Source organism: Lentibacillus sp. Marseille-P4043 (genome assembly GCF_900258515.1).
Lineage (GTDB): Bacteria > Bacillota > Bacilli > Bacillales > Amphibacillaceae > Lentibacillus_C.
Genome location: NZ_LT984884.1, coordinates 1255826 through 1280496 on the forward strand (window position 1 = coordinate 1255826; position 24671 = coordinate 1280496).

At 38.0% G+C, this 24671-nt stretch carries 22 protein-coding genes and 1 pseudogene; all 23 read left to right on the forward strand.

What is annotated here, in order from left to right:
- Window positions 1-88 precede the first annotated feature (88 nt).
- The 23 genes and pseudogenes from essB (at window position 89) to C8270_RS06430 (ending at window position 23836) form a co-directional block, all read left to right on the forward strand.
- Entirely contained in the window at window positions 89-1423 is a 1335-nt protein-coding gene (gene essB, locus C8270_RS06315) for a type VII secretion protein EssB (RefSeq protein WP_106496020.1), read from the forward strand.
- Between the two features lie 63 nt (window positions 1424-1486).
- A complete protein-coding gene (gene essC, locus C8270_RS06320) occupies window positions 1487-5929 on the forward strand; it encodes a type VII secretion protein EssC (protein WP_106496021.1) in 4443 nt (1480 codons plus the stop codon).
- Between the two features lie 13 nt (window positions 5930-5942).
- Window positions 5943-6362, forward strand: a complete 420-nt coding sequence (locus C8270_RS06325; RefSeq protein WP_106496022.1) for a YwqH-like family protein — start codon at window positions 5943-5945, stop codon at window positions 6360-6362.
- 6 nt (window positions 6363-6368) lie between these two features.
- A complete protein-coding gene (locus C8270_RS06330; protein WP_106496023.1) occupies window positions 6369-6674 on the forward strand; it encodes a TIGR04197 family type VII secretion effector in 306 nt (101 codons plus the stop codon).
- Between the two features lie 15 nt (window positions 6675-6689).
- Entirely contained in the window at window positions 6690-8102 is a 1413-nt protein-coding gene (locus C8270_RS06335) for a T7SS effector LXG polymorphic toxin (RefSeq protein WP_106496024.1), read from the forward strand.
- Between the two features lie 19 nt (window positions 8103-8121).
- Window positions 8122-8898, forward strand: a complete 777-nt coding sequence (locus C8270_RS06340; protein ID WP_106496025.1) for a hypothetical protein — start codon at window positions 8122-8124, stop codon at window positions 8896-8898.
- A gap of 1 nt (window position 8899) precedes the next feature.
- A complete protein-coding gene (locus C8270_RS06345) occupies window positions 8900-9358 on the forward strand; it encodes a DUF5085 family protein (RefSeq protein ID WP_106496026.1) in 459 nt (152 codons plus the stop codon).
- Window positions 9355-9798 carry a DUF5085 family protein gene (locus tag C8270_RS06350; RefSeq protein ID WP_106496027.1) on the forward strand — a complete coding sequence of 148 codons (444 nt, stop codon included), beginning with the start codon at window positions 9355-9357 and terminating at the stop codon, window positions 9796-9798. The genes C8270_RS06345 and C8270_RS06350 overlap by 4 nt, the downstream gene beginning before the upstream one ends.
- A 62-nt stretch (window positions 9799-9860) precedes the next feature.
- A complete protein-coding gene (locus tag C8270_RS06355; RefSeq protein WP_106496028.1) occupies window positions 9861-10466 on the forward strand; it encodes a hypothetical protein in 606 nt (201 codons plus the stop codon).
- Window positions 10467-11028: 562 nt separating this feature from the next.
- The gene (locus C8270_RS06360; RefSeq protein WP_106496029.1) at window positions 11029-11412 is read left to right on the forward strand and encodes a hypothetical protein; all 384 of its coding nucleotides are present in this window, start codon (window positions 11029-11031) and stop codon (window positions 11410-11412) included.
- 248 nt (window positions 11413-11660) lie between these two features.
- Window positions 11661-13058 carry a T7SS effector LXG polymorphic toxin gene (locus tag C8270_RS06365; protein ID WP_158701618.1) on the forward strand — a complete coding sequence of 466 codons (1398 nt, stop codon included), beginning with the start codon at window positions 11661-11663 and terminating at the stop codon, window positions 13056-13058.
- Window positions 13059-13368: 310 nt separating this feature from the next.
- The gene (locus C8270_RS06370) at window positions 13369-14013 is read left to right on the forward strand and encodes a DUF443 family protein (RefSeq protein ID WP_158701619.1); all 645 of its coding nucleotides are present in this window, start codon (window positions 13369-13371) and stop codon (window positions 14011-14013) included.
- A gap of 248 nt (window positions 14014-14261) precedes the next feature.
- Window positions 14262-14573: a DUF4176 domain-containing protein gene (locus tag C8270_RS06375; protein ID WP_106496032.1), complete on the forward strand. Its 312-nt coding sequence runs from the start codon at window positions 14262-14264 to the stop codon at window positions 14571-14573.
- A 158-nt stretch (window positions 14574-14731) separates the two neighbouring features.
- Window positions 14732-15390, forward strand: a pseudogene (locus C8270_RS20405) (DUF443 family protein).
- 50 nt (window positions 15391-15440) lie between these two features.
- On the forward strand, window positions 15441-16103 hold the full coding sequence (locus C8270_RS06390; RefSeq protein WP_106496035.1) for a DUF443 family protein: 663 nt from the start codon (window positions 15441-15443) through the stop codon (window positions 16101-16103).
- Between the two features lie 344 nt (window positions 16104-16447).
- A complete protein-coding gene (locus tag C8270_RS19805; RefSeq protein ID WP_158701620.1) occupies window positions 16448-16588 on the forward strand; it encodes a hypothetical protein in 141 nt (46 codons plus the stop codon).
- A 1022-nt stretch (window positions 16589-17610) separates the two neighbouring features.
- Entirely contained in the window at window positions 17611-18003 is a 393-nt protein-coding gene (locus C8270_RS06400; RefSeq protein ID WP_106496037.1) for a hypothetical protein, read from the forward strand.
- A 298-nt stretch (window positions 18004-18301) separates the two neighbouring features.
- The gene (locus C8270_RS06405) at window positions 18302-19195 is read left to right on the forward strand and encodes a DUF6612 family protein (RefSeq protein WP_106496038.1); all 894 of its coding nucleotides are present in this window, start codon (window positions 18302-18304) and stop codon (window positions 19193-19195) included.
- Window positions 19196-19453: 258 nt separating this feature from the next.
- On the forward strand, window positions 19454-20404 hold the full coding sequence (locus tag C8270_RS06410) for a nuclease-related domain-containing protein (protein WP_106496039.1): 951 nt from the start codon (window positions 19454-19456) through the stop codon (window positions 20402-20404).
- A 296-nt stretch (window positions 20405-20700) separates the two neighbouring features.
- The gene (gene prfA / locus C8270_RS06415; RefSeq protein WP_106496040.1) at window positions 20701-21771 is read left to right on the forward strand and encodes a peptide chain release factor 1; all 1071 of its coding nucleotides are present in this window, start codon (window positions 20701-20703) and stop codon (window positions 21769-21771) included.
- A 1-nt stretch (window position 21772) separates the two neighbouring features.
- Entirely contained in the window at window positions 21773-22642 is an 870-nt protein-coding gene (prmC, locus tag C8270_RS06420) for a peptide chain release factor N(5)-glutamine methyltransferase (protein ID WP_106496041.1), read from the forward strand.
- Window positions 22643-22762: 120 nt separating this feature from the next.
- On the forward strand, window positions 22763-23368 hold the full coding sequence (gene spoIIR, locus C8270_RS06425; protein WP_106496042.1) for a stage II sporulation protein R: 606 nt from the start codon (window positions 22763-22765) through the stop codon (window positions 23366-23368).
- 66 nt (window positions 23369-23434) lie between these two features.
- Entirely contained in the window at window positions 23435-23836 is a 402-nt protein-coding gene (locus C8270_RS06430) for a hypothetical protein (RefSeq protein ID WP_106496043.1), read from the forward strand.
- Window positions 23837-24671: the final 835 nt, after the last annotated feature.

The window sequence follows — 24671 nt, forward strand, 5'->3', positions numbered from 1 at the left end:
AACAACAATCTTACTGAACAGTAATGCACGTTCCTAAGCCGAATGCCATGTCTACATGGTTGCTTACGATATAAAGGAGTCAAAGAATATGAAGGAAAAGACGATTGAGTTTGGTGCACATACATATCAATTTGCGATTGAAGAAGATATTTGGCAATTAAAACTACCCAAATCGCAGACACGGATAAAAAATATCCAACAGATGGGTATTATGACAGAGACCTCTGATTTATTTGTGCCGGTAAAAGTTGGGGAAGAAGAGGATTTGTTTACCTTTTCCTTTTTTGTTAACCAGAAAAGAAAGCTTTGGGAAGATGTGCGGAAACTAAGTCGAAATGAAAAATTACGGTTATTATGCAATGTAACAAGATTCCAGACTTGTCTGTCGACGAGGGTGTCATTCTTTCTTCATCCAGATAACTTAGTGTTTGATGATAACTTAATGCCCGCTTGTGTATATCGCGGGATCCGAGATCTGGTTCCACCATTCGAAGTGAATGAAGGTGATCTTCTTAAACAACTGAAATGCCTGACCATCGCTCTTTTCTCAACTAAATTCAGTTTTGATGAACTTTATTATGGCTCATTGCAAAATGCGAAAGATACAGAGTTTGAGCAGCAGGTAAGCGCGATGAATGATCTAACACATTTGGTCGCATTTTTGGAGGAAAGTTATCAGGTCGAGCAAAGAAAAACAGAGAAAAGCATGAAAATCGTTCCAGTTAAACGCTTTCGTCTATTTAAACAATTGGCGATTATCATGATCGTAGTTGCTATATTGCTTGCTGCGCCACTTGTTTACTATGGATTTGTCAAAGTCCCGTACCAGGATAAACTATTGGCCGCACATGATGCGTATCTAGCAGATGACTATGGAGAGGTAATTCATACACTTGAGGAAGAAGACCCGGAAAAGTTTCCTACTGCGACTAAATATATTCTTGCTTATTCATACATAAGTGTTGAGGAATTATCGGATAAAGAAAAAGAAGTCATTATGAAAAATGTTAGTTTAAAAAGCGACAAAAATTATTTATTATATTGGATTTATAATGGGCTTGGTGATTTTGATGCGTCTGTTGAAAAAGCGAAATTTATTGATGATCCTCAACTTATTATGTACGGTCTGATTAAACAGATCGAGCAGGCCAAAAACAATCCAGATCTAACGGGAACGGAGCGGGATGAAAAGGTTAACGACTTACAAGCTGAGCTTAAAAAATACAGAGAAGAATACAACCTAATTCCGGAAGAAGAGGAAGAAGCAACAACCAGTGATACAGCAAATGAAATGGAAAATAATGTAGATAGTGGTACGCCGGAAGAAAATAAAGAAACAGAAGATGCAGAAAAGAAGAATACGGAAAAAGAAAAGCAACAACAGGAAAATGAAAAAGATGAGAAAAAAACCAAAAAAGAGTAGCGATAATTAAAACAGTTAACAGCTTGAAACACAAGATGGATTGGTTTAGAGAGGAAGAGAAAGATGGCACAAAAAACGCTAATGATAAGTTATGGTGATCAATTGCATAAATGCCATTTACCGGATGATGAGCAAAAAGAAATAACAATAGGAAATGATTGGTCTGATACCGTAACATTTGCTGCACTTGATCAATCTTTTTCCGTGAAGTGGGATGGAAAAGTATGCCATGTGAAGGGTAAAACATTACAAATGAATGAACAATTGATATTGGGGGAAGTGTTTTTTTACCTGATCGACCCAAATGAATGGCATATATATGATGTAGCCGGTAAACAGGGCATTACATTCGGAATAAATGAATATGATGATGTTCAGTTAAAGGATATTACGGTTGACTTCGCACTCACCCGGGGGTATTCACAACAATTATTTAATCTTGAACTACATAAAGGGGTTATGTACCACAACTATTCCCGGATAACTGGAAATATACTCCTTCAATCTGGTGATGAGCTTTTTTTTGATGGAGTAACCGTTCAGATAAATGAGAGAAGTATGCAGATTATCACATCCGATAAACGTTTATCATCCAAATTAATACCGCTAATAGAGGCGGATATTCAGTATGATGCGGAATATCCCGATTATCACCGGTCACCACGGATCATTTACCGGGAGCCGGAAGATAAACGAACGATTGCTAAGCCATCTAATAAACCATCTAAACCAAGCGAACAGTTGGCTCGGACAATTGTACCGCCGCTTGTTATGATTGCAGCGCTTGTCCTTATCACCCTTGTTCAGCCTAGAGGGATATATATAATTGTCATGCTTGCTATGACAGTTACGACAATCATCTTTTCGATCACTTCCTATGTAAAAAGTGTGAAAAAGTACAAAGCAGATATGAAGGATCGCGATAAAACGTACAAAGAATACTTACAACGCAAGACGAAGGAGTTGTATCTTGCAAGTGAGGAACAGCGTCATGCACTAAAATACCACTATCCAAATGTAACAGAGATCAGGGAAATGGCTATAAATGTAGATGCTCGAACATACGAAAAAACAATGTTTCATCATGATTTTCTACATTTTCGTACTGGATTAGGAAAAATCGACTCCAGTTTTGACATTGAGTTTAATGAGGAAGAGTTTACCCAGGAGAAGGATGAACTCGTTGACATGGCACGTGTCCTGCTTTCCCAGTATCAAGGAATTGCAGATGTACCTGTTGTAACGTCACTAATGAATGGTCCTGTTGGCTTCATTGGACAGCGGGAACTGGTTTTAGAGCAATTGCAGTTATTCGTTCTGCAGACGGCACTATTTCACAGCTATCACGATGTGCAATTCATTACCATTTTCCCGGAAGAAGAGAAAGCAGACTGGGACTGGATGCGATGGCTGCCACATGCTAGTTTGCAAGATTTGAATGTTAGAGGATTCGTCTATCATGAGCGATCAAGAGATCAAGTTTTACATTCCCTATACCAAGTACTGAAGGAACGTAGACTTGTTTTGGATGAAAAGGAAAATAAAAATGAAAAAACGTACTTTTCACCGCATTTTGTCATACTTATTACCGATGAAAAGCTAATTTTGGATCATACCATCATGGAATTTTTCAGTGATGATCCGAGTGAACTTGGCGTATCGCTTGTATTTGTGCAAGATGTGTTGCAGTCGTTACCGGAGCATGTCAAAACTGTTATCGATATCCGCGATGCGAAAAGCGGGAATATCTTACTTGAAGAAGGCGAACTGGTAAACCGAAACTTTATACCTGATCATTTCCCAGCCGGGTTCAATAAGGAGGATATTTCGCGTGCACTCGCTCCACTTAACCATTTACAAAGCTTGAAAAATTCAATTCCAGAGAGTGTTACTTTCCTTGAAATGTATGGTGTGGAGAAAGTCGAACAGTTAGGTATTTCACAACGTTGGGAACGAAATGAGACATACAAAAGCTTAGCTGTTCCATTGGGATTGCGCGGGAAAGATGATATTGTTCAATTGAATTTACACGAAAAAGCACATGGTCCACACGGGTTAGTCGCTGGTACAACCGGATCCGGTAAATCAGAAATCATTCAATCCTATATTATTTCGCTGGCAGTGAATTTTCACCCTTATGAAGTTGCCTTTTTACTGATCGACTATAAAGGTGGCGGAATGGCGAATTTATTCAAGAACATGCCGCATTTACTAGGGACAATTACAAACTTGGACCGTGCTCAATCAATGCGTGCGCTTGCTTCCATTAAAGCAGAACTGCAAAAACGGCAGCGTCTATTTGGAGAACACGATGTAAACCATATTAATCAATATCAAAAGCTGTATAAACAAGGCGAAGCAAGTGAAGCCATGCCACATCTGTTCTTAATTTCCGATGAGTTTGCTGAGTTGAAATCCGAGCAGCCAGATTTCATGAAGGAACTCGTTTCGACTGCAAGAATTGGTCGTTCATTAGGTATTCACTTGATCCTGGCAACACAAAAGCCAAGTGGTGTTGTTGACGATCAGATCTGGTCGAACTCAAAATTTAAGTTGGCGCTTAAGGTGCAAAATGCAAGTGATTCCAATGAAGTGTTAAAAACACCTGATGCTGCCGAAATCACCCTGCCAGGTCGTTCTTATTTGCAGGTCGGCAATAATGAGATTTATGAATTGTTCCAAAGTGCATGGAGCGGAGCGGATTATGTACCAGATAAAGATGATCATGAGCGAATTGACACAACGATTTATGCAATCAATGATTTGGGACAGTACACGATCTTAACTGAAGATTTAAGTGGATTAGATAAAAAGGATGAAATCGAAAAAGTACCAACTGAATTGGATGCAGTCATTGATTATATTCATGACTATACGGAAGAACAACAAATTGAACCACTGCCACGACCATGGTTGCCACCGTTACCTGAGCGTATAGTTGCTGAGGATCTGCATCCAGTGGAATTTGAAGCAGCATGGCAAGAACCAAAAAAACCATTGCATACAACAATTGGCCTGCTGGATCAGCCAGAATTGCAAGCACAAAAGCCATTAACGCTCGATTTAACAAAAGATGGTCATATTGCAGTATTCTCAAGCCCGGGTTACGGAAAGTCAACATTCCTCCAGACATTAGTGATGGATTTGGTAAAACAGCATAACCCAGTACACTTACATGCTTATTTACTAGACTTTGGAACAAACGGATTGTTGCCATTGAAAAATTTACCACATGTTGCGGACACGATTTTGCTTGATGAAGTGGAAAAGATGGAGAAATTAATCCGTCTGCTATCCACAACATTGAAAGAACGAAAACATAAATTGAGTCAATATGGTGTTGCCAATATAGAAATGTACGAAAAAGCAAGCGGGGAAACTGTTCCGAATATCTTTGTTGTCATTGATAACTATGATTCCGTTCGCGATGCAGACTTTGGTGACGAGTTTGACCGGTTAATCACGCAAGTTGCTCGTGAAGGTGCAAGTATCGGGATTCATTTAGCCATTAGCGCTGGACGACAAAGCGCAATGCGAATGCCGCTGCTATCCAATCTGAAGCTTCAAGTTGCCCTTTACTTGATTGATCCGACAGAAGCACGGGCAATTGTTGGAAGGACAGATTTAGAGATTGAGGAAATTGCCGGACGTGGACTTGTTAAATTGGAAGACCCAGCATTGTTCCAGGCAGTACTACCGACAGAAGGAGAAGAAGCACTGGATATTATCGATGCTATTCAAGAAATTGCGCAACAGATGGATGCTTTTTGGGAAGGTGAACGACCAGATGAGATCCCGATGATGCCTGAAGGAGCCATTGATTTTGAACAATTCAAGAAAAATAGAAAGACGAAAGAACGAATGAAAGATAACTTACTTCCATTGGGACTTGAATTTGAAAATGTTTCACCATTAGCTTTTAATCCGGAAGAACATGATTATTTAACCGTTGTGAGCGATAGAAAAGATGGACTTGAGAAATTACAGCATGCCATGGCTAAAAATATTTCACTGCTTTCAGATTCCTATCAAACGATGATAATTGACACAAACAATAAGAAACTAGCTGAAGTTGGAGATAGTGTCAATGCTTATATTTCAGAATCAGGCGGCATCGCTTCTGTAAAAAATGATCTGATCGACGAAATTAATAATCACACAGAAAATCAACCAGATGGAAACAAGTGGATCGTTTTAATTGCTGATTTGCAAGACTTTACTGAACACAGCAATTTAGATGAACAGGAATTAGCAGTGTTATTTGAAAATGGATCACAATCGGGAATCCATTTCGTGATATGTGGTGATTACAACTATATCGGATTAAGTTTTGAACAGATACCAAAATATGTTCGAAACAAATCCACTGCTGGTTTAATCAGCATGCGCCTTGGCGATCAAGATATATTCAAACAACCGTTTATTAGACAGGAAAAGTATCCAAATCCATATGAATGCTATTATGCAATGGATCATCAGCATGTGAAAATAAAAATTCCTAAGTGAGGAGGATGGGTAGATGGGCAGTTCGGCACTAAGTAGTTTATATGCGCAACGATCGACTGTTTTGGCGGGGATTGCTAACTCAAAAAATCAAATTGCCATTCTAGAGGAGAAAATCAGGCGATTACAGGAAGCATCAGGTAAACTATCCACAAGCATTTCAGAATTGGAAACAACAAAAAGTTCCATCGATGGTTTAACGATTGATGAAAGCAGATGGAAAGGGGAAAAGGAAGATAAGTTTGAGAATTATTACGACGCGTACAAAAGCAGTGTAAAAAGTTTTATTTCCAAAACAGAAGACGCGAAGCAAACAATGGAAGAGGATATTGCCAGATATGAAAGCAAAAAGGCTGCCTATGAAACAGGACTGGCAAATCTGCAAAATACACTTGCATCTATTGATAGTCAAATAAGTGCTGCGCAAAAGGAGTGAATGTAAATGGGAGAAGAAGTAGGTATTAATATAGGTGTTTTCCGTTCGAATGTTAAAAATCTAAGGTCGTCACTTTCGGATCTAGAAAGTGGCATTAAAACAAGCCGAACATTTGATAAGACAAATATCACACCATTTATTGACGACTTGGAAAATACGATTAAAGCAATTGAACTGCTGAAAAAGTATAAGACGCTGCTGGATACGGATATCACGACGTTGGGAGACATAGGGGAGAAGATGCGGGAAACTGATGAAAATCTGGGAAAACAACCTAGCGGTATTACAAATGGACCGCAACCAATACGTTAATTGAGGGGGGATTAGATGGGAAACAAAGTGGATATATCGGAGGTTATTGAGTTTTCTAACGATCTGAAAACAACATCTTCTAAAATTAAATCAAGTCTAGACCAGCTTGTGGCAAATATTGATAAGATAGATGCAATGGAATCCTTTTCGGGAAAAGCAGCAAAGAATTCAAAAGGATATTTTGAGAACTTTCATAAGGAGGGGGTTATAGATGCTTTTAATGAACTGTTCACAGATCTTAATGATAATTTAAAACAGCATTTGGAATCATTTCAATCAAATGTAGACTCAAGTGAATCGGCTATTATTCAGAGTGACTACTTAAATGACCTGGATATTCAAATTGATATAGATTACCAAAAATTAAACGGTATCAACGAGAATATCCAGAAGGCAATAAATAATGTATCGGACATCACTAGTGCAAGTGCACCACCATTTTATTCTATTACTAATGACGAGAACGAGGTAATTGAAACAATCGCGGAGCTGGATGGAAATTTATCATCCTTTACTGGTGAAGGAAAACACCATGATTCCCAAACAAAAGCTTTAATGGAACGCATCGAAAAGACGATGAACTCAGTAAAAGGATCTGGTGAGGAAAGATTTAGTGATTACAAAGTAAATAAAGACTTGCAGAACTTAAAGGACTTTGTAACTATTTATTTAGCACCAGGGGTTACTGGAACGACCTCAAGCACTGCTATAGCTAAGGCAGCCAAAAATAAAGGGTTAAGTGTTTCTAAATACGTAAAAAATGGGAAAACAACTTATCGAATAAACGCAAGTGAAGAAGCTTTAGAAGCACTAGGAGTAAAACCGGATGTTCATGCTCAAAATGCATTAAATCAAAGTGCAAAATCGGGGCAGGCGAAAGCCCCATTAAATTATTATGATAAAAAAACCGGAAAGCAAGTTTGGTCCAATGTAGGAAAAGAAGTTGTAAAGAGTCACCCCAATATGGAGGTATACAACTATGATGAAAGTCCAACAGGGAAATTTAAATCAGTTGGGCGAGCGACTGCAAGAGGAGCAATAAATAGTGTAACGGATTTAAATCCTAAAGAGATTGTTAGTGGAAGTGTAATCAACAGGGCAGGAAAAGCATTGGGACCAGTTGGCGCGGGCTTAAATTATTATAGTAATTACAATGATGCTAAGTCAGATGGTTTAACCGGATCAGAAGCACATACGCGTGCTGCTGTTGATACAACGATTGATACGGTAGTTGGAGGAGCTGTTCAGACAGGTGTTACAGCTGCTGTTAGTTTGGCAATCCCAATACCTGTTGTTGGAACGGCGATAGGGGTAGCTGCTGGGATTGGAGTAAACTCACTTTTAAATGTGAAGTTTGGCAAAAGTAACAAATCAGTAATGGATCGTGCAAAGGATGCATTTCACAAATTGACGGGTTGGTTTAGTTAGAGACTAGGAGGCTAAAGTAGTGCAAAGTAAATTACCAGAAGAAAGTTTTGCAGCATTAAGGGGACCATTTGAATCAGGGAGACAAAAACCAAAATCTTTAGCTTTTACGTTACTATTATTCGTTTTTATCCAACCCTTAATGTTCTTTTTGACATATGTTGTGGCCGCTGATGGGACTATTTATCCCAATAAAGATATGATAATGAATATTCATTTATGGATCACTGCAGCACTTGTATTGTTATCTATAATTTTTGCGATTCCGGTAATATATAATAAGGGTCAAATAGCCCAGTATCTATTAATTATTTTGACATCACAAAATACAGGAGCAACTTTCTTATATATAAGTTCATTATTTTTGTTAGGTTCTGATCGTCTTGGAATAGATGCTACCAAGGATTCTCTTTTAAACTTTATGTACGTAACACTAATTATTGGACTGTTAGTTTTTATTGTCACATGGATTCGGTTTTATGTGTTATTACAAAGAGGCCATTATAGAGAAGGGTCCAAAAAGGATAATCTTAGGAAGAAATTCGAAGCAAAGTCCTATTTACCAATGGCGATTATTGTTGGTACTGGGGTGGTTTATGTAATTCAATATGTAGCAAGAAATAGTTATATGATAGATATTAATGTTATGGTCGTGGTCATAATAGGGCCACTACTCTTTTTTGCTATGTTATTCGTTCTTCCCGAACAAATTGTGATTCTTTACTGTAAATACCGGTTTGAAAGCTTTAATTTTAATAAAGATGGAAACTTAAAACCAATTAGTAGAAAGGATGCTTAGGATGCGCATTGAGACTCGATCACTTAATTTTGATAATCTATTAATCTATGAAACTAGGCAATTAAGGAAGGACTGGCAAGAGGGCTTTTTCTTGATGGAAGATTTTACGCTTGCGGAAGGTATCTATAAGAATGGTCCAACGTTTTTTTCTGTTGCACCTGAGAAAGGTGAAGATAAGTTTGGTAGCTTTACGTATTATTTGCCAATAAGTGAACCTGTTACATTAGCAGATGAAACAGATTTTCAATTTCAGGAAGGATTTCACATCGAAGAAGCTTTAGTTTTACGTCAAGCGGATGAGGCGACTGATTTTCATGCTGCTTATGCAGAGATAAAGAAATATGCCGGGAAAAATAATATTTCAATAGAGGACACTTTCTATTGTGTTTTACTGGAAGTATTTGATGAATATATTATTGATTTATATGTACCGTTAAAAGATCGGGGAGATGCATCATGATTGTAGAAAATCATCATATCGCTCATCTTAATGTTGTTTCAAAGTATTATCGCTTTGCCCCAGAGGAGATTGATATAGCAATTAAGGATTTTCAATCGGTTTTGGAAAAGCATGGTTATCACCCAGATGGGAGAATGCTTTTTTCTATTTTAAGTGATCCAACAAGTGAGATTATGAATGCAGAAATCTTTTTGCCGATTAAGGAAGATAACGTTATGATTCAAGAGCAGGAACAAATAAACTTTCGTAGTTATTTATCTATTAAGCCAATGATTATGACACGTGTGATGGAAGATTTTGATGCACAATCCCAGGTAAGGTATTGGGAGTTGATTGATTATATTAGGCGAAATGGCATGAAACAAAAGACACCAGTATTTGCAGAATTTAAGAACAGTCATTTGGGTCGGGATTACGTGGAAATGAGTGTCGGGGTCTAAATTAGTACGGTGAAACAATTGGCATCAAGAGTAATCAATAAAATGATGGAGAGGTTATTAAAATGAAAAAGGCTTTTTTGTTAAGCGCGATAGTATTAGTGCTGTTCTTAGCAGCATGCAGTGATCCAAAAGAGGATAAAGCCGAAAATAACCAGAAGCAGGACCAAAAGACGGAGACGCAAGCTAAGGAAAAAACAAATTCAAATGAAGAGGCAGCAGATGAGGTGGATAATTTGGTGTTGCAATTGCAAAAGCAAGATGAGGAAGCTGGAGTTACCGTTGAAAGTAACAGCATTTATAGCATCTTAGATGAAGCGATTAAAGCGGATCCGCAAATGGGAGTACCAAATGACTTTAGTCTTTACCCTTTTGATATTTCCATAAATCCCGATGGAAGCCATTCTATTATTTTCCTGGCTATCAACCGATTAAAGGATCCGATCAAGAATGTGTCTTTTAATATGACTTTTGGGAATAAAAATGGTGAATACATATGGGAAGATTCAGAAACTTCGCTGCCAGAAAAACAATTTGGTGTTATTCAACCAGATCATGCGGTGCCATATATGCTTGATGTAACACCAGAGCAAGAAAAGATATTTGATGGTTTAACCAATGATAACGTTTATTTGAAAGTAAATAACTTTAATATGGACGTTGTTGAGTAATATTCATGATATGGCAAAGGGAAGTCTCCTTTGCCTTTTAATTTGGCACAGTTTGATCCAGTATAAATGCTGGATCGTAACTATACATTGGTGCCTAAAGGGTTGCAGAGAGTTAATGATAGATGTGTCATACATCCGAATTAAAAAAAGTTCCACATGCAAGAAGTAATATTGTACATAAGCGATAATGGAAAAACGGATGGTAAGTTTCGTTTTAAAGATAGCGAAAATACAAGGTTCCAGCGAGAGGCATGTTTTATAAATAGTTATAAGTATTGTTTTGGGTTAGGTGAAACCATGAATAAAATTTAATTCCGTTTTATACAGAGAATATAAAGGATAGACAGAATATATGATAAAAAGCGAAAAGTGGTTGAGTGTAATGAGGAATGTTGTGTCAATATTATTTATGGTAATTTTATTTTTCATTGTGATAAAGAAGAACATTTTATATTAATATAGACTTTTATTCTATTTTAATGAAGAAAATAACGCAAGTGTTAAAATCGATTCACATGTATGTTATCAATGTTAAATCTTTAGATAAAAAGGATGATTTTCAGTGAAAGAAAAAATACCGTTGGTTGGGACAATAATAGGTTTGATTGTTTTTATATTAGTTATGATTGGAATTAATAGCGGAGTCACTATACTTTTTTATGTTGTCTTGGTACCTGCCGTTTTTATACTTATCATCCATCTCTCTTCTAAATTTTTGCCGGATTTATGGGCTTCTATTGTATTGGTAGGTTTGACTGTAATTTGTATTCATTATTTTTTTCGATTATGGAGTGTCACCATTATACTGTTGTGTTACTCGGGGTTTTTAATTTTCGCAGAGAATATGATCAAAAACAAAAAGTGGTCGAAAGTAGCAATGATTGTTGCAACAATAGTATTTTTCGCGATCTTATTTTTTCTTGTGATAAAGAAAAATTTTTCATAGTGTTAGTGAAATAAGTGATACATCGGCAAAATTCAGTAATGCTAATTGCAGAGACAGTTACATAATTTTATAAGCCCTTTTGAGGGGATAGATAAATATTAAGATATAAAAAGCGATAGTGATAAAAAAGCTAGTGTTACGGTTGAAAACAACGAAATCTGTAATGAACTGTCGGATGACCTAAAGACGACTTCTGAAAAAATTAAATCGGACTTGGATCATATTAAAGCAGATATTGGATCAAATTATTGCAATGGAGACTTTTTCGGGAAAAAACAGCAAAACAGGCGAGAGGTTATTTTGGCGATCTGCATAAGACGATTCTTGACGCATTTAATGGGTTGTTCACAGACCTGAATGATAATTTGAAACAACACTTGGATTTGTTCGAATCTGATGTAGATTCAAGTAAAACAGCGATTATAGAGAGTGACTATTTGACTGATACTGAAATGGATGTAGATGAAAAATATGAAGAATTAAACTTTGAGCATCAGGTTATAAACAGAACAATTAGTAGTGTAGCAGATATTACTAGTGCGACTACACCCAATTTCTCCCCAGTAACGAACGATGAAAATGAAGTGATTGAAGAGATAACAGATTTAGAAGATAAGTTTACTTCGTTTACTAGTGAAGGGAAAGAGCATGATTCTGAGATAAAGGAATTGTTGCATCATATTGAGGTTGCGATGAATCGAGCAGGCAGGAGCATAGGTGAGGCTCGGTTTGCTGATTATAAAAGTAAATCTACTGAAGTCGGGTTAGGTGCGTTAAAGGATTATAATGAAGGTAAGCGGGAAGAGGAAATCCAAAAAGCCCGGAAAGCTAAGAATGATGCGATAAAGGATCTTAATGAACCTTCGCAAACAGTGGTAAATAATGCCCTTGAAGATTTAGAAGACGGTAAAATTACCAGTGAGGAATTCCATGTAATCTTGTCGACATTCAAGAGGATAAACAACGATAAATTAAGTGAAGATGAATTGAATGAAGAATTGCCACCAATTGTAGATAAGTATTTGCACGACAATAGCGTTAAGATTGGCGCGGATTTAGGTATTCCAATTTTTGCTTCAGTCATGGAGCAGACAGGTTTGGGAGCAATGAGACTTGGTGGTTTAGTAAATACCTTTAATGGAATCCGTGGTCCAGCTGGCTCAGGTTACTATGTAATTGTTGATCCAAAATCAGCAAAGGCGGCTAAGCCTTTTTTTAAGGCTGGAAAGGGTATTCAAGTAGCAGGGAAGTACCTAGGTCCTGCATTTGCCATAGCGGGGGGTTATCTTGGATACGTTGATGATAGAAATAAAGGAAAGACACCGGGTGAAGCATTTACACATAATGTGGTATCTACAGGAGTGGGCTTTGGAACAAGTACTGTAGCGACAATAGCCATAGCTGCAGCAGCATCCAATCCAGTTGGGTGGGCCGCTGTAGGCGTTGCGGCTGCAGGTACTGCTATAGGTATTGGCGCAACAGCGTTTTTCAATTGGGCGTATAATAGTAATATCCTTCACCTTCAGGATGGTCTGGACTGGGCGGGTGAACAAATAGATAATGCGGCAAATTGGGTAGGCGATCAATTAGATAATGTTGGTGAAGCTTTAAGTAGTGGTCTTGATGCCATCAATCCATTTTCCTGACGCCACAAAACAAATTGAATTTGTAAGGGATGACTGGGCGTATAACTTGTACTCACGAATCTAATATTGAATTTTGCTCTTAATAAGGGGAGGCTATACCGGATATGCATGCCATTCCTGCCATTCATCTGATAAGATTAATAGATTTTTTTAGATTCAAATTCTACCAATTATGGGATCTGTCTTTGTTATGTTATATGCTGTTCTTTCTTATGCACTGATAATCCGTATAAAAAACCATCGTATTTACATGTTCGAAGTTGTTTTAAGGAAAAGGAACGTTTTAGGAATGGGGAGAGGGATAAATCTAATGAATTGTGATATACAACGTGTGGTAAAAAATTCAAGATATAGAATTCTGACCATCAACGGAGAAAAATTTATACTTGATATTTGGGGATCCTTTTGGAAAATTGTATTTCCTTTTTTCTTCTGGATGCTGCCAAATTCCGTTTATAAAGTTGATGATCCAGATCTTGTTGAAAAATTAACCACCTTGGAAGTAAAACAGAATAAGATAAGGATGGCGCTCGCGGTGTTAGCTGGAGGTGTTTCTGTTTTTTTGGGGAACCTTTTAACACCTTTAATGGATTACTTTAATTTTCAAAGTACGAAATTGGTCAGACTAATGATTATAACAATTACTATCATTGTTGTCTTGACACTATTTTTTTATATGGCTAAGAGATGTAAAATACGCCTATATAGTATGGCTAATCTTGAACGGCTGCCAACGGACCGATTATGGATTAGGCCAATGTCCTTCAAGCATTTTTTTCAAGTTTTATTTAGTTATCTCATTTTTCTCTTATTCGCCTTATTCGCATTTGCGGCATTTTTTAATATGCCAAATGTAATAGCATTACTTGTTGCGGCGGCCTTCTCATTTCTTTTATTGATTGTCAACGCTATGACTGTAATGGGAGAAAGCACAACAGTGAAATTTAGGGAATAAAGATACGGCAGCTTAGATGTCCATCGAAGTGAAACATAAAAACAAGGAATTGCGACACGGTAGGTACGGGTATTGAGGGCTTCATAGCGATGTTTTTAAAAGCCTATAATTTTTGTATTTGTTTACCATTGTCTACTTAGTGGTAATAGTAGGCCACATTTTTAAATTTTAGGTGAAGAAAAAACGGCGGTTTTCACTGAATACAATAAACTGAAAAAGCATCAATAAACCGAGAGAGGAGAATTTACATGTTACCAATTGGATCGATTGTATATCTGAAAGAGGGGACGAGTAAACTAATGATCTTGAACAGAGGACCACTTCTTCAGGCAGGTGAAAATGAAGGCGAAAGAGTAATGTATGATTATTCCGGGTGTTTTTATCCACAGGGACTAGATCCCAATAATGTTTTCTATTTTAATGAAAAAAATATAGATGAAGTGGTATTTGAAGGATTTAAAGATTCCGAGGAAGAACGTTTTCAGAAGATTTACTATGACTGGAAGGAAGAAAATAAAGAAAATGTTAAAAAAGGAACTGTAACCGGACCGTTAGAATAAAATTGGATTGAAGCATATGTAATATATGCTTCTTTTTGTGCGCAATCAAATAACGTCTCAGAACAAACAAATGAACTAGAATAGAACAATATCTATTTTTACTCTATTACTAATAATGGGAGTGCAGTATTGGAACAAGAGAAGGAGGTGAAGATTCTATGAACTGCAAGGTGCATGGCGTATATAAAAATCTTAGGTATCGAATCCTGGTTATTGAAGGTCAAACCTATATCTTGGACTTAGGGAAATCCATTTGGAAAGTTCTCTTTCCATTTTTGTTTTGGATATCTCCTAACACTGTTCTTAAGGTGGAAAGTACCGAAGTTGTGGAAAAGTTAAAGGCACCGAGTGTGAAACAAGTAAATACAGGAGGACATGGGTGGATTGGTGGTGGTATTGCCGTATTGATAGCAAACCTTTTAAGGCCATTGATGGATTATTTTGATATCCAAAGTTCCCCATCCGTTAATTCGGTTATTGTTATGATCACAGTCATACTCCTATTATCCTGCGTTTATATATTAGACATATAAATAAAAGAAATCTCTATCAAGTTGTTAATCTTAAAAAACTATCAACAGAGCGATTATGGTTCAAGCCAAAGCCAATCAAACATTTTTTCCTAGTCACAGGTATGTACTTATTTTTCCTGGCACTTGCTGTGTTAGGTTTTGGTGCATTTATTAAGTTCCCGAATGTGATGATATTATTCTTTACGATGGTATTATTGCTCTTTGTATTGTTTTCCAGCAATATAACGGTAGCGGTAGGAAGTACTACAGTGAAATTCAAAGATGATAAAAAAGAAGCTGTCTAACATCGAATACGATAAAAAGTTGCACTGCAATGGGAGAGGGGAGTTAACCAATGAAATGTGACATCCAACGTGTCGTAAAAAACCCAAGATACAGAATCCTGATCATTGATGAAGAACAATTTATCCTAGATATATGGGGATCCTTTTGGAAGATCGTATTTCCTTTTTTCTTCTGGATGCTGCCGAATTCCGTTTTTAAAATTGATAATCCGGATATCGCTGAAAAATTAACGAAATCAGAGGTGAAGCAATCAAACATAGGGATGGGCGTTGCATTGTTTGTCGGAGGTATTTCTGTCCTTGGGGGAAATCTTTTAACACCCTATATGGATAACTTTAACTTCCAAGGCACAAAGTTAGTTAGGCTCATGCTTATAGCGATTGCGATTATTATTGTGTTTTCATTGTTTTTTTATATTACTCAAAGGTGTAAAAAGGGATTATACAGAATAATTAACCTGGAACAATTGACATTAGAACGAATATGGATCAGGCCAAGATCCTCCAAACATTTTTTTCGGGTTTTATTTTTCTACCTTTTCTTTCTCTCATTAACTCTGTTGTTTTTTGTGGGTTTTTATGGGTTTCCTAATGTAATTGGATTGCTCGTGGCAGCGTCTTGTTTTTTTATCTTATTGCTTACTATTGTTGTAGCGATAAAAGGAGACAGAACTACAGTGGAGTTTAAGAGGGATAACGATATAGCGATCTAACATTGATGGAAAATATGGAGGCAGCTCCAATCCCGCTTATAAAGCAGGATATAATCTGATAATTCGGTTGCTGCTTTCCTTTGTCTTTTTTTCAAAAGCATGATTTCAAATATATAAAAATGGTATTTGATCTTAACTTTGAACTAAAGTGTGGCTATGTGTAATAAAAATTATCAGAAGTGGATTTCGCTATGTTAACGCCAATGGTTGTAATATTTTATGCAATGCTATTTGTTTCCCTATGGTAGATAAAGAATACATAAATTTCTCAACGCGTGATGCATAATGTCGGAGTGAGGAAAGGTTTCTTCGGTGATTAGATGAGTAAAAAAGGTGGTGAACAGGTGAATAAACTTACTCCATTAATCTTTTACCTCACAGTCGGGGGGCTAATTGTCTTTGTGCTAACCATGTTTATCATCGGTGCAGGAATAAAAATGTTTCTATACATTGTTTTAGGGTTTGCTGTACTATTCTTGGTATGATTACTAGTTTTTTAGAAAAAAATTATACCCTGTATGGCTTGGTGTTTTGGGATCCGGAGCTGTAGTTGTCATTGTACAATTATTAATCCAGTCTTGGCTTTGTACCTTATTAATGGCCTGTTTATTTGGGGTTCTTATCTTTGTCCATTTTAGGATTACAGATACAAAATGGTCAAATGTGGTGTCGTTTCTGGTGTATGGAGCGATGATTATAGTGGTTCTATATTTCGGTGTGTGACTGAGGCTTATGATAGTTTTATGAAAATTAAATGATGCTTAATGGAGACTCAACCACTTGTTTTTGATAATCTAATAAACTATAAAAAATTCAACATCGAAGGGATCATTCATTCGGGGTTTATTTTAAAATTGATGAGGTGAAGGAATGAAAAAATATAGTACTGCATTAATATTGATGGCATTTATTCTAATTGGATGCAGTTTTTCAGTAAGTTTTGGCGATGATTCGAAAAGAAAAGCGATGAGAAAGGTGATTAGACTTTACAATTAACAAAGGTGGATGAGAAAGCTGGTGTAACGTTGGAAAATGAAACGTATAAGAGGTTGTTCAAAAAGTCCGGTAAAAATGACACATCGAATTTCTTCGTTGGCTTGTTTCTCCGCTCCTTGGAAAAGAAAATCGCTTTTCCTTCGTGCGATGTAGTTTCAGGGGGTGTCCCTTGTGCTCATGTATCTAAATGCATACATTCCGCTACTCGAAACTACGCCGCCTCGAACTTCTCGGTCCTTTTCATCCTCCTTTTTGAACACGCACTATATTGAAATAAACAGTATGATTCAGGAGGACCCTAAAATTGGTGCGGCAAATGATTTTAGTGTTTACACAATAAATATCTACCATACAGATTTTGGCAGACAGCTTTTCTTGTTGGGTTGAATTACGATGTTTGTTAAAGAAGTTTTGAAGAGAACTTATGAAACTGTGAATCTATGTAATAGGTAGCAGGACACGTGTGACTTTAGGTTCGGGTATTTAGTATGGGCGAGGGAGTGAGAAAATCATGGATAATAAAAATGCGTGGACGGCACAACTCTTGGCCAAAATTGGTGGATTTATTTGTATGGGTGCGTCTGGATTCTTTTTGGTATTAAACATGTTTACCCCAGTGGAAATTACCATTAATGATTCTTATACAAGCGGTACATTATGGGAACTTGCCTCTCATCCTGGTCCATTAACATTATGGTTGGGCTTGCTTGTTGGACTCTTCGTATTGGGAATGATCGGTCTGATGATTAGTAAAAAGGTGCAGACAAAAGCAACCATAGCGCAAGGATTTATTTTTATTATTATCGGGTTTCCAACGATAGTACTGGCTGGCGCGGGGATCCTTTTTATTATTGCTGGGGTGCAAACCTTTTTGGCGAAGAAGGTGCAGGAATTGACAGTTTGATGGTTATTATTTTTGTGTTTCCACTTCGCAAATACTCAGGGTTTCTCGTGTAATACAGAATTATTCGTATATTTAGTCATAAGGTCTCATTTCCAATATTTATGAGATACATTTCATCCCTTTATGTTAATATAAGTACTTGGGAAGATTGCGTGAAAACTATGAAAAAAGTAAGTGATACATTAATGTAGGATGATGCAACAAGGGTACCTATTCGATTATAAAAAGAAAGGGAACCTCTTTCTTGCGTTATCCGTATACATATATGTAAAACAAATTTAAGGAAGGTGGATATAACTTGAAAAAGTGGATGTTGCTAATCGTGGCTGGGTTGATGGCGCTTGTTCTTGCTGCATGTAATGAGACTGCTGAACCAGCGGAAGGCACAAGTGAGGAAAATGAAAGTGAACTGACAGCGAAGGAAGTATATACGAAGGCATTGGAATCATCGGAGGAAATGGAAAGTGCGGAAGTTTCCATGAATATGAACCAGCAGATTAAGTCTGAGGCAGATTCGATTTCAATGAATAACGAAAGTAACTTTGATACCAAAATGACGATGGACCCAATGGCAATGTATCTTAATGGGACTACCAAAATGACAATGGCTGGTTCAGAAGATCAAATTCCAGAAATGGGTATGGAAATATATATGGTTGACGACGGAATGTATATGACCAGTGATCAATTTAATGGCGAATGGCTAAAAATGGAAGGGACATCAATGGACGCTTTGCAGGAAATGGCAGGTCAGCAGCCAGATCCATCCGAGCAATTAAAAATGCTACAGGATTATGCGGATGAGCTTTCTTTTGAACAAACAGATAATGAGTTTATTTTAAAATTATCTGCGGATGGAGAGAAATTCAATGATTTGATGCAAAAAATGATGAAGGACTCCATGCCACCAGAATTGATGCAGCAAATGGGTGAAGAGGGTCAGCAAGCTCTAGAAAATACACAGATTAATAGCTTGGCATATGAACTTACAATTGATAAAGAATCATATGAAATGAAGGCTCTTACTATGGATATGGACATTACAATGAAGCAAGATGGATCTGAATTAAATATTGTTCAAAATGTCGAGTCCGAGTATTCCAACATCAATAAAGTCGATGCAATTGAAGTGCCTGCCGATGTGAAAGAAAACGCAATCGATGCAGCAGATTTAGAGGGTCAACTACAATAAAGATTAATTCTTGAAAAATGCGCCGTTTGATAGGCGCATTTTTTTATTGGCAAATATGACTGTTGGTAAAAGTATTTTAGCGGCATGAAAAGGGATAAAATGACTGCGCTAGCTATGTTAATAGCCCGAGAGAATGAAAAAGCAAGCCCACGCAGAAATTAGATGTGTCATTTTACCGGGCTTTTTAATTCAAAAGTACCCCAATGACAACGTTTTATAGTATGATAGGAGGTATAATTTGAGAAAGGACGTGGCTAAGTGATTATCCCTCTCGATAAATCTGACTACATTCCCCAACTAAAAGCCTTGGATCAACGGACTGCGACACACCATCCTGAAAAACAATTAATACAAACCCAGTTAATAAAAGAACTGGCTGGTGCTAGAGGCCAATCCGCATTAACTTTTCCATTAAGGTTCTTACATGATGAAGATTATATTTTACGCAATCCCCGGATTGATGATGAAAATGAATGTTTTGAGATAGACAACCTTATCTTAAAACGTAACTACATCCTCTTAGTGGAAGTGAAAAATTGGTATGGCACGTTATATTTTGACGGTGAAAAGCAAGTCGTCCGCAAAGGCGATGATGGCATAGAGGAAGGACTCCCAAATCCGATTCCACAAGTAAAACTACAACAACACCGGCTACAAAAATGGTTGCGCCAATTTGACCTCCCGCAAATTCCATTTCTCTACTTTGCTGTTATCAGCTTCCCCAGTACAATTATCAAGTCTATGCATACCGATCAATCCGTTCCAGAAGAAGTATTCCACAGTAATTTACTACCATTAAAAATAGAAAAATTAAATCAACAATACAGTAAAAACATCCTGTCCGGGAATATGCTCAAAACGATTGCAGCACAGATTTGCAACGCGCATAAGGTGAAAAAGGTTCATGTTCTGGATAAATTTCATGTTTCTGAAAATGAACTTATCAACGGGGTGTTTTGCCAAAAGTGTTATGCAAACCCAATGAACTGGAAATATGGCACGTGGCATTGTCCGGTCTGTGATCATGTATCAAAAAACGCACACATGCAAGCACTTGATGAATATAGTCTTATCATTAATAATGAAATTACAAATCGTGAAGCCAGAGCCTTTTTACGTATTGATTCACCGGATGTCACCAAGAGATTACTCTCAGGCAGCTATCCACCAATTGGAAAAACCGGTTACCGACGTTACAAATTGAGATGAAAAGGAGAAAGTCGCCGAACAAAGCAAGGAAGTCGCCGGACGCACGCAAGAAGTCGCCGGACAAAGCGGGAAAGTCGCCGAACGAAGCGGGAAAGTCGCCGGACAAAGCGGGGAAGTCGCCGGACAACCGGGACAAACCATGCCCGTACGGTAAACCAGACGGTGGCACATTCCAATACGTAGCCCCGCCCACCCGCACACCACGCACACCCCGCCCAACCCGCATCAAAAAGAATTTTGACCTCCTCCAGCGAGTATACTATAATTAGACTGTTAATCAGAAAGAGGTGGCCGTGATGTTAGATCGTTTACAATCATTGGAAGACCGTTATAACAAATTGAATGAATTACTTAGCGACCCTGAGGTTATTAGTGATACGAAGAAATTACGTGAATATTCGAAGGAACAATCGGACTTGGAAGATGTTGTTCAAGCATACCGTGAATATACCGATGTAACAACTCAATTAAAAGATGCAAAGGCAATGCTGGAAGATGACTTGGATGATGAAATGGCGGAAATGGCTAAGGCAGAAATTACGGAGCTTACAGAGTCCAAGGAAGAGCTTGAAGAACGTATGAAAATCCTACTCCTGCCTAAAGACCCGAATGATGATAAGAACGTTATTATGGAAATTCGCGGTGCTGCTGGTGGAGATGAGGCTGCATTGTTTGCGGGTGATTTGTACCGAATGTATTCTCGCTATGCCGAGGCGCAGGGATGGAAAATTGACGTGATGGAAACCCACACAACTGGTGTTGGTGGCTACAAGGAAATCATTTTTATGATTAATGGGACTGGGGCATATTCCAAGCTAAAATATGAAAATGGTGCACACCGGGTTCAGCGCGTACCAGAAACTGAATCAGGTGGAAGAATCCATACGTCAACAGCAACTGTAGCCGTTTTACCGGAGACAGAAGATGTTGAAGTTGATATTCATGAAAAAGATATTCGTGTTGATACATTTGCGTCGAGTGGTCCAGGGGGGCAAAGTGTTAATACAACAATGTCTGCTGTTCGGTTAACACACGAACCAACGGGAATTGTTGTTTCGATCCAGGATGAAAAGTCGCAAATCAAAAACAAGGAAAAAGCGATGAAAGTTTTGCGTGCCCGGATTTATGATAAGTTCCAACAAGAGGCACAAGCTGAATATGATGAGTCAAGAAAATCAGCGGTTGGTACTGGTGACCGATCAGAGCGGATCCGTACGTATAATTTCCCGCAAAATCGGGTGACAGACCATCGGATTAACTTAACGATTCAGAAGCTTGATCAAATCCTAACGGGTAAATTGGATGAATTTATTGATGCATTGCTTATCGAAGAACAAACAGAAAAATTGGAACAGATTGGTGAGTAACATGAAAGAGCCAATGAAACAATATGAAGTCCTCCAACGGGCTTCTCTTTTTTTAGAACAGCATAATCGGGAAACGAATGTAGCGGCATTACTTTTACAGCATTATTTACATGTATCAAGGTCGGAGTTTTTCATGAAAATGCGTGACCCCGTTCCTGATGCGGTCGTACAGCAATTCCAAGACGCTGTCAAAGCTCATGCAGAAACAGGTGTGCCGATACAACACATCATAGGACATGAAATTTTTTACGGTCGTACATTCCATGTAAATGAGCATGTTTTAATTCCCAGACCGGAGACAGAGGAGCTTGTCCATCATGTTATCAAACAGGTCAAGCATGATAATCAGCCATTAACGATTGTGGATATTGGAACCGGCAGCGGGATCATTGCTTGCACACTCGCACTTGAACTAAAAAATTGTACTGTATATGCAACCGATATCTCAGAAAAGGCTCTAACAGTTGCGAAAAACAATGCGAATCAGCTTGGTGCGAATGTGACGTTTTTACAAGGGGATTTTCTACAGCCGCTTATCGATAAGCAAATAAAGGCAGACATTGTCATTTCTAATCCACCATATATTCCCCGTTCGGAGGAAAGCACATTGTCTGATACGGTGAAATTATATGATCCGGAGCTGGCCCTTTTTGCTGAAGAAAATGGTTTAGCCGCGTACAGGGAGATTATTACCAAACTTCCTCACACTATCACCGATCATGCATATGCAGCATTTGAAATAGGATACCAACAAGGCGCATCAGTGACAGCGTTTTTAGAAAATCAATTCCCGGAAAGCACTGTAAACGTTATTCAGGATATCAATGGAAAAGACCGCATAGTTGCAGCAGAGATTAGCATAAATAGCTAGCACTGCTGCCTAGTCTTAACAGTAAATGAAATATATTTCAAAAAAATACTAGAATACTAGTTTAAAAAAATCGTAACCAGCCCATACTGTTTGTAAATTAAAGAAGAGAGGGTTGTGACGATGAAGAAACTAGTATTTTTTGTTTTCATTCTTATTATTATTTTTATCGTAGCACCAAATAAAGGCATGTTTCAGCAAGCAAGTTCAGAGCAAGGATACCAAGTTATTCCAGACGACGCGATTCGATTACGCATTTTAGCTAATAGTGACGGTGATGAAGATCAGCGTATAAAACACTTAGTTCGTGATGAAGTGAATCAATCAATCGCGAAATGGGTGGAAGATATTGCAGATATTAATGAAGCACGCAGAGTACTTAAAGGAAAGATACCAGAGATTGAAAAAATCGTTGCAGGTGTGTTGGAAGAAGAAAAGGGTTCACAAGCGTTTAAAGTTGAGTACGGAGAAAATGTAACATTTCCAACTAAATTGTACGGTGATTATTTGTATCCGGCAGGGGAGTATGAAGCAGTACTAATCACACTTGGTGAAGGTGAAGGCGCGAATTGGTGGTGTGTACTGTTCCCGCCGCTATGCTTCCTAGATTTTGCTAATGGAACAACAGTCGCCGAGGCCGCTAGTGCTGATGAAGAAGCGGAGATCGAGGAAGAGGAAGAAGAAGTGGAAGTAAAGTTTTTTCTGTTTGAGTGGCTTGGTTGGTCATAGATAAAGCTATCACCGCATAAAATCGTAGAAATAGGAAAAGAATCTATTAAGTAGAGGTGAATAACTATGAATTTAATCGCCACAAAGCATGCAGCTACAGAAAAGGTCGAACAATTTTTGCAAAAGAATCAAGATGTGAAACAAGATGCACTTTTTCAAGACGGTTATGTAGTGGAAATGGAACAACAAATTGAAGGGTGTTTTATTTTAGAACAGGTGGATAATGGTGTTTATTGGTTAAAACAGCTTCATGTCACCAAACAAGCAGCACCATCACTGCCGATTCTATTAGAGTCTGTATTAGCATTGGCGAAGGAGAGAAATGCGAGAAGCATATATGTCCACAGCCATCAACCAATGGTAGATGTATTATTAGAGGCATTACAGTTTCATCCACAAGAAGAAAATCGATTTGTGGATAATCACCCAGTTGAAAAAGGCAATTGGTGGACATATAACGTGTCTTAACCCAATATCCACAAAAACGTGTGGATAGATGGTAGTAATTCTGTTGATAATGTGTATAAAAAGATAGTTTATTTTGGGGCTTGTGGATAACGTGGATAAATTTGACTTAACCCCCTAAAGCCTGTGGATAATTTCCGCAGGCTTAATTTTGTGTGAAAAATACCACATTTTTATACTGTAACAATATCTAGACTGTTCTTCTGGTGATCCTGTTTTCTAAAGGATTGGGACTGCGATTACTCGTCCCACCGAAAACATTTGTTGTTTATGACACATAAGCTATATAATGCGCAATAACTTTTATGTGACTTTCTTCCATTCTTTATAAGACGAGTGCTAAACCGGCGCTGCGGAAAAATACTCGCTTTCCATGGGGAACGCTTCAGCCTCCTCACTCGCAAAGAACACTCGTTGCGGGGTCTTCAGACTGTTCCTTTTCCCATTGGAGTCTCGCATTTTTCCGCAGCTTAGAATAGCTTTCTGTTCAAGGGAGTAAAAAATCGTGTAATGCAAATTCCATGGCTTTCCTCTTTTGATAATTAAAACACTACTACCAGCGGAGGCAGAATACTCCGCTAGTAGTAGTTCCCTGATTTTTGTGTAGATATAGCATGTGTATCAAGTAATAGCACCTACTAGCGAAGGGAAAACACGGAGACTCCTGCGGGAACAATGGTTTTCGGTGGGGCGAGTTAGCGCAGCCCCAGCACGTGTCTGAAGACTTCGAAGCGGCGGTTTTCCGCTTCGGAGGCTGAAGCCGTGCCCGCGGAAAGCGTAGTGTTTTTCCCGTAGCGGTTGTCAAAGCTCCGTACTTGATTTCTAGTTATTGCACATA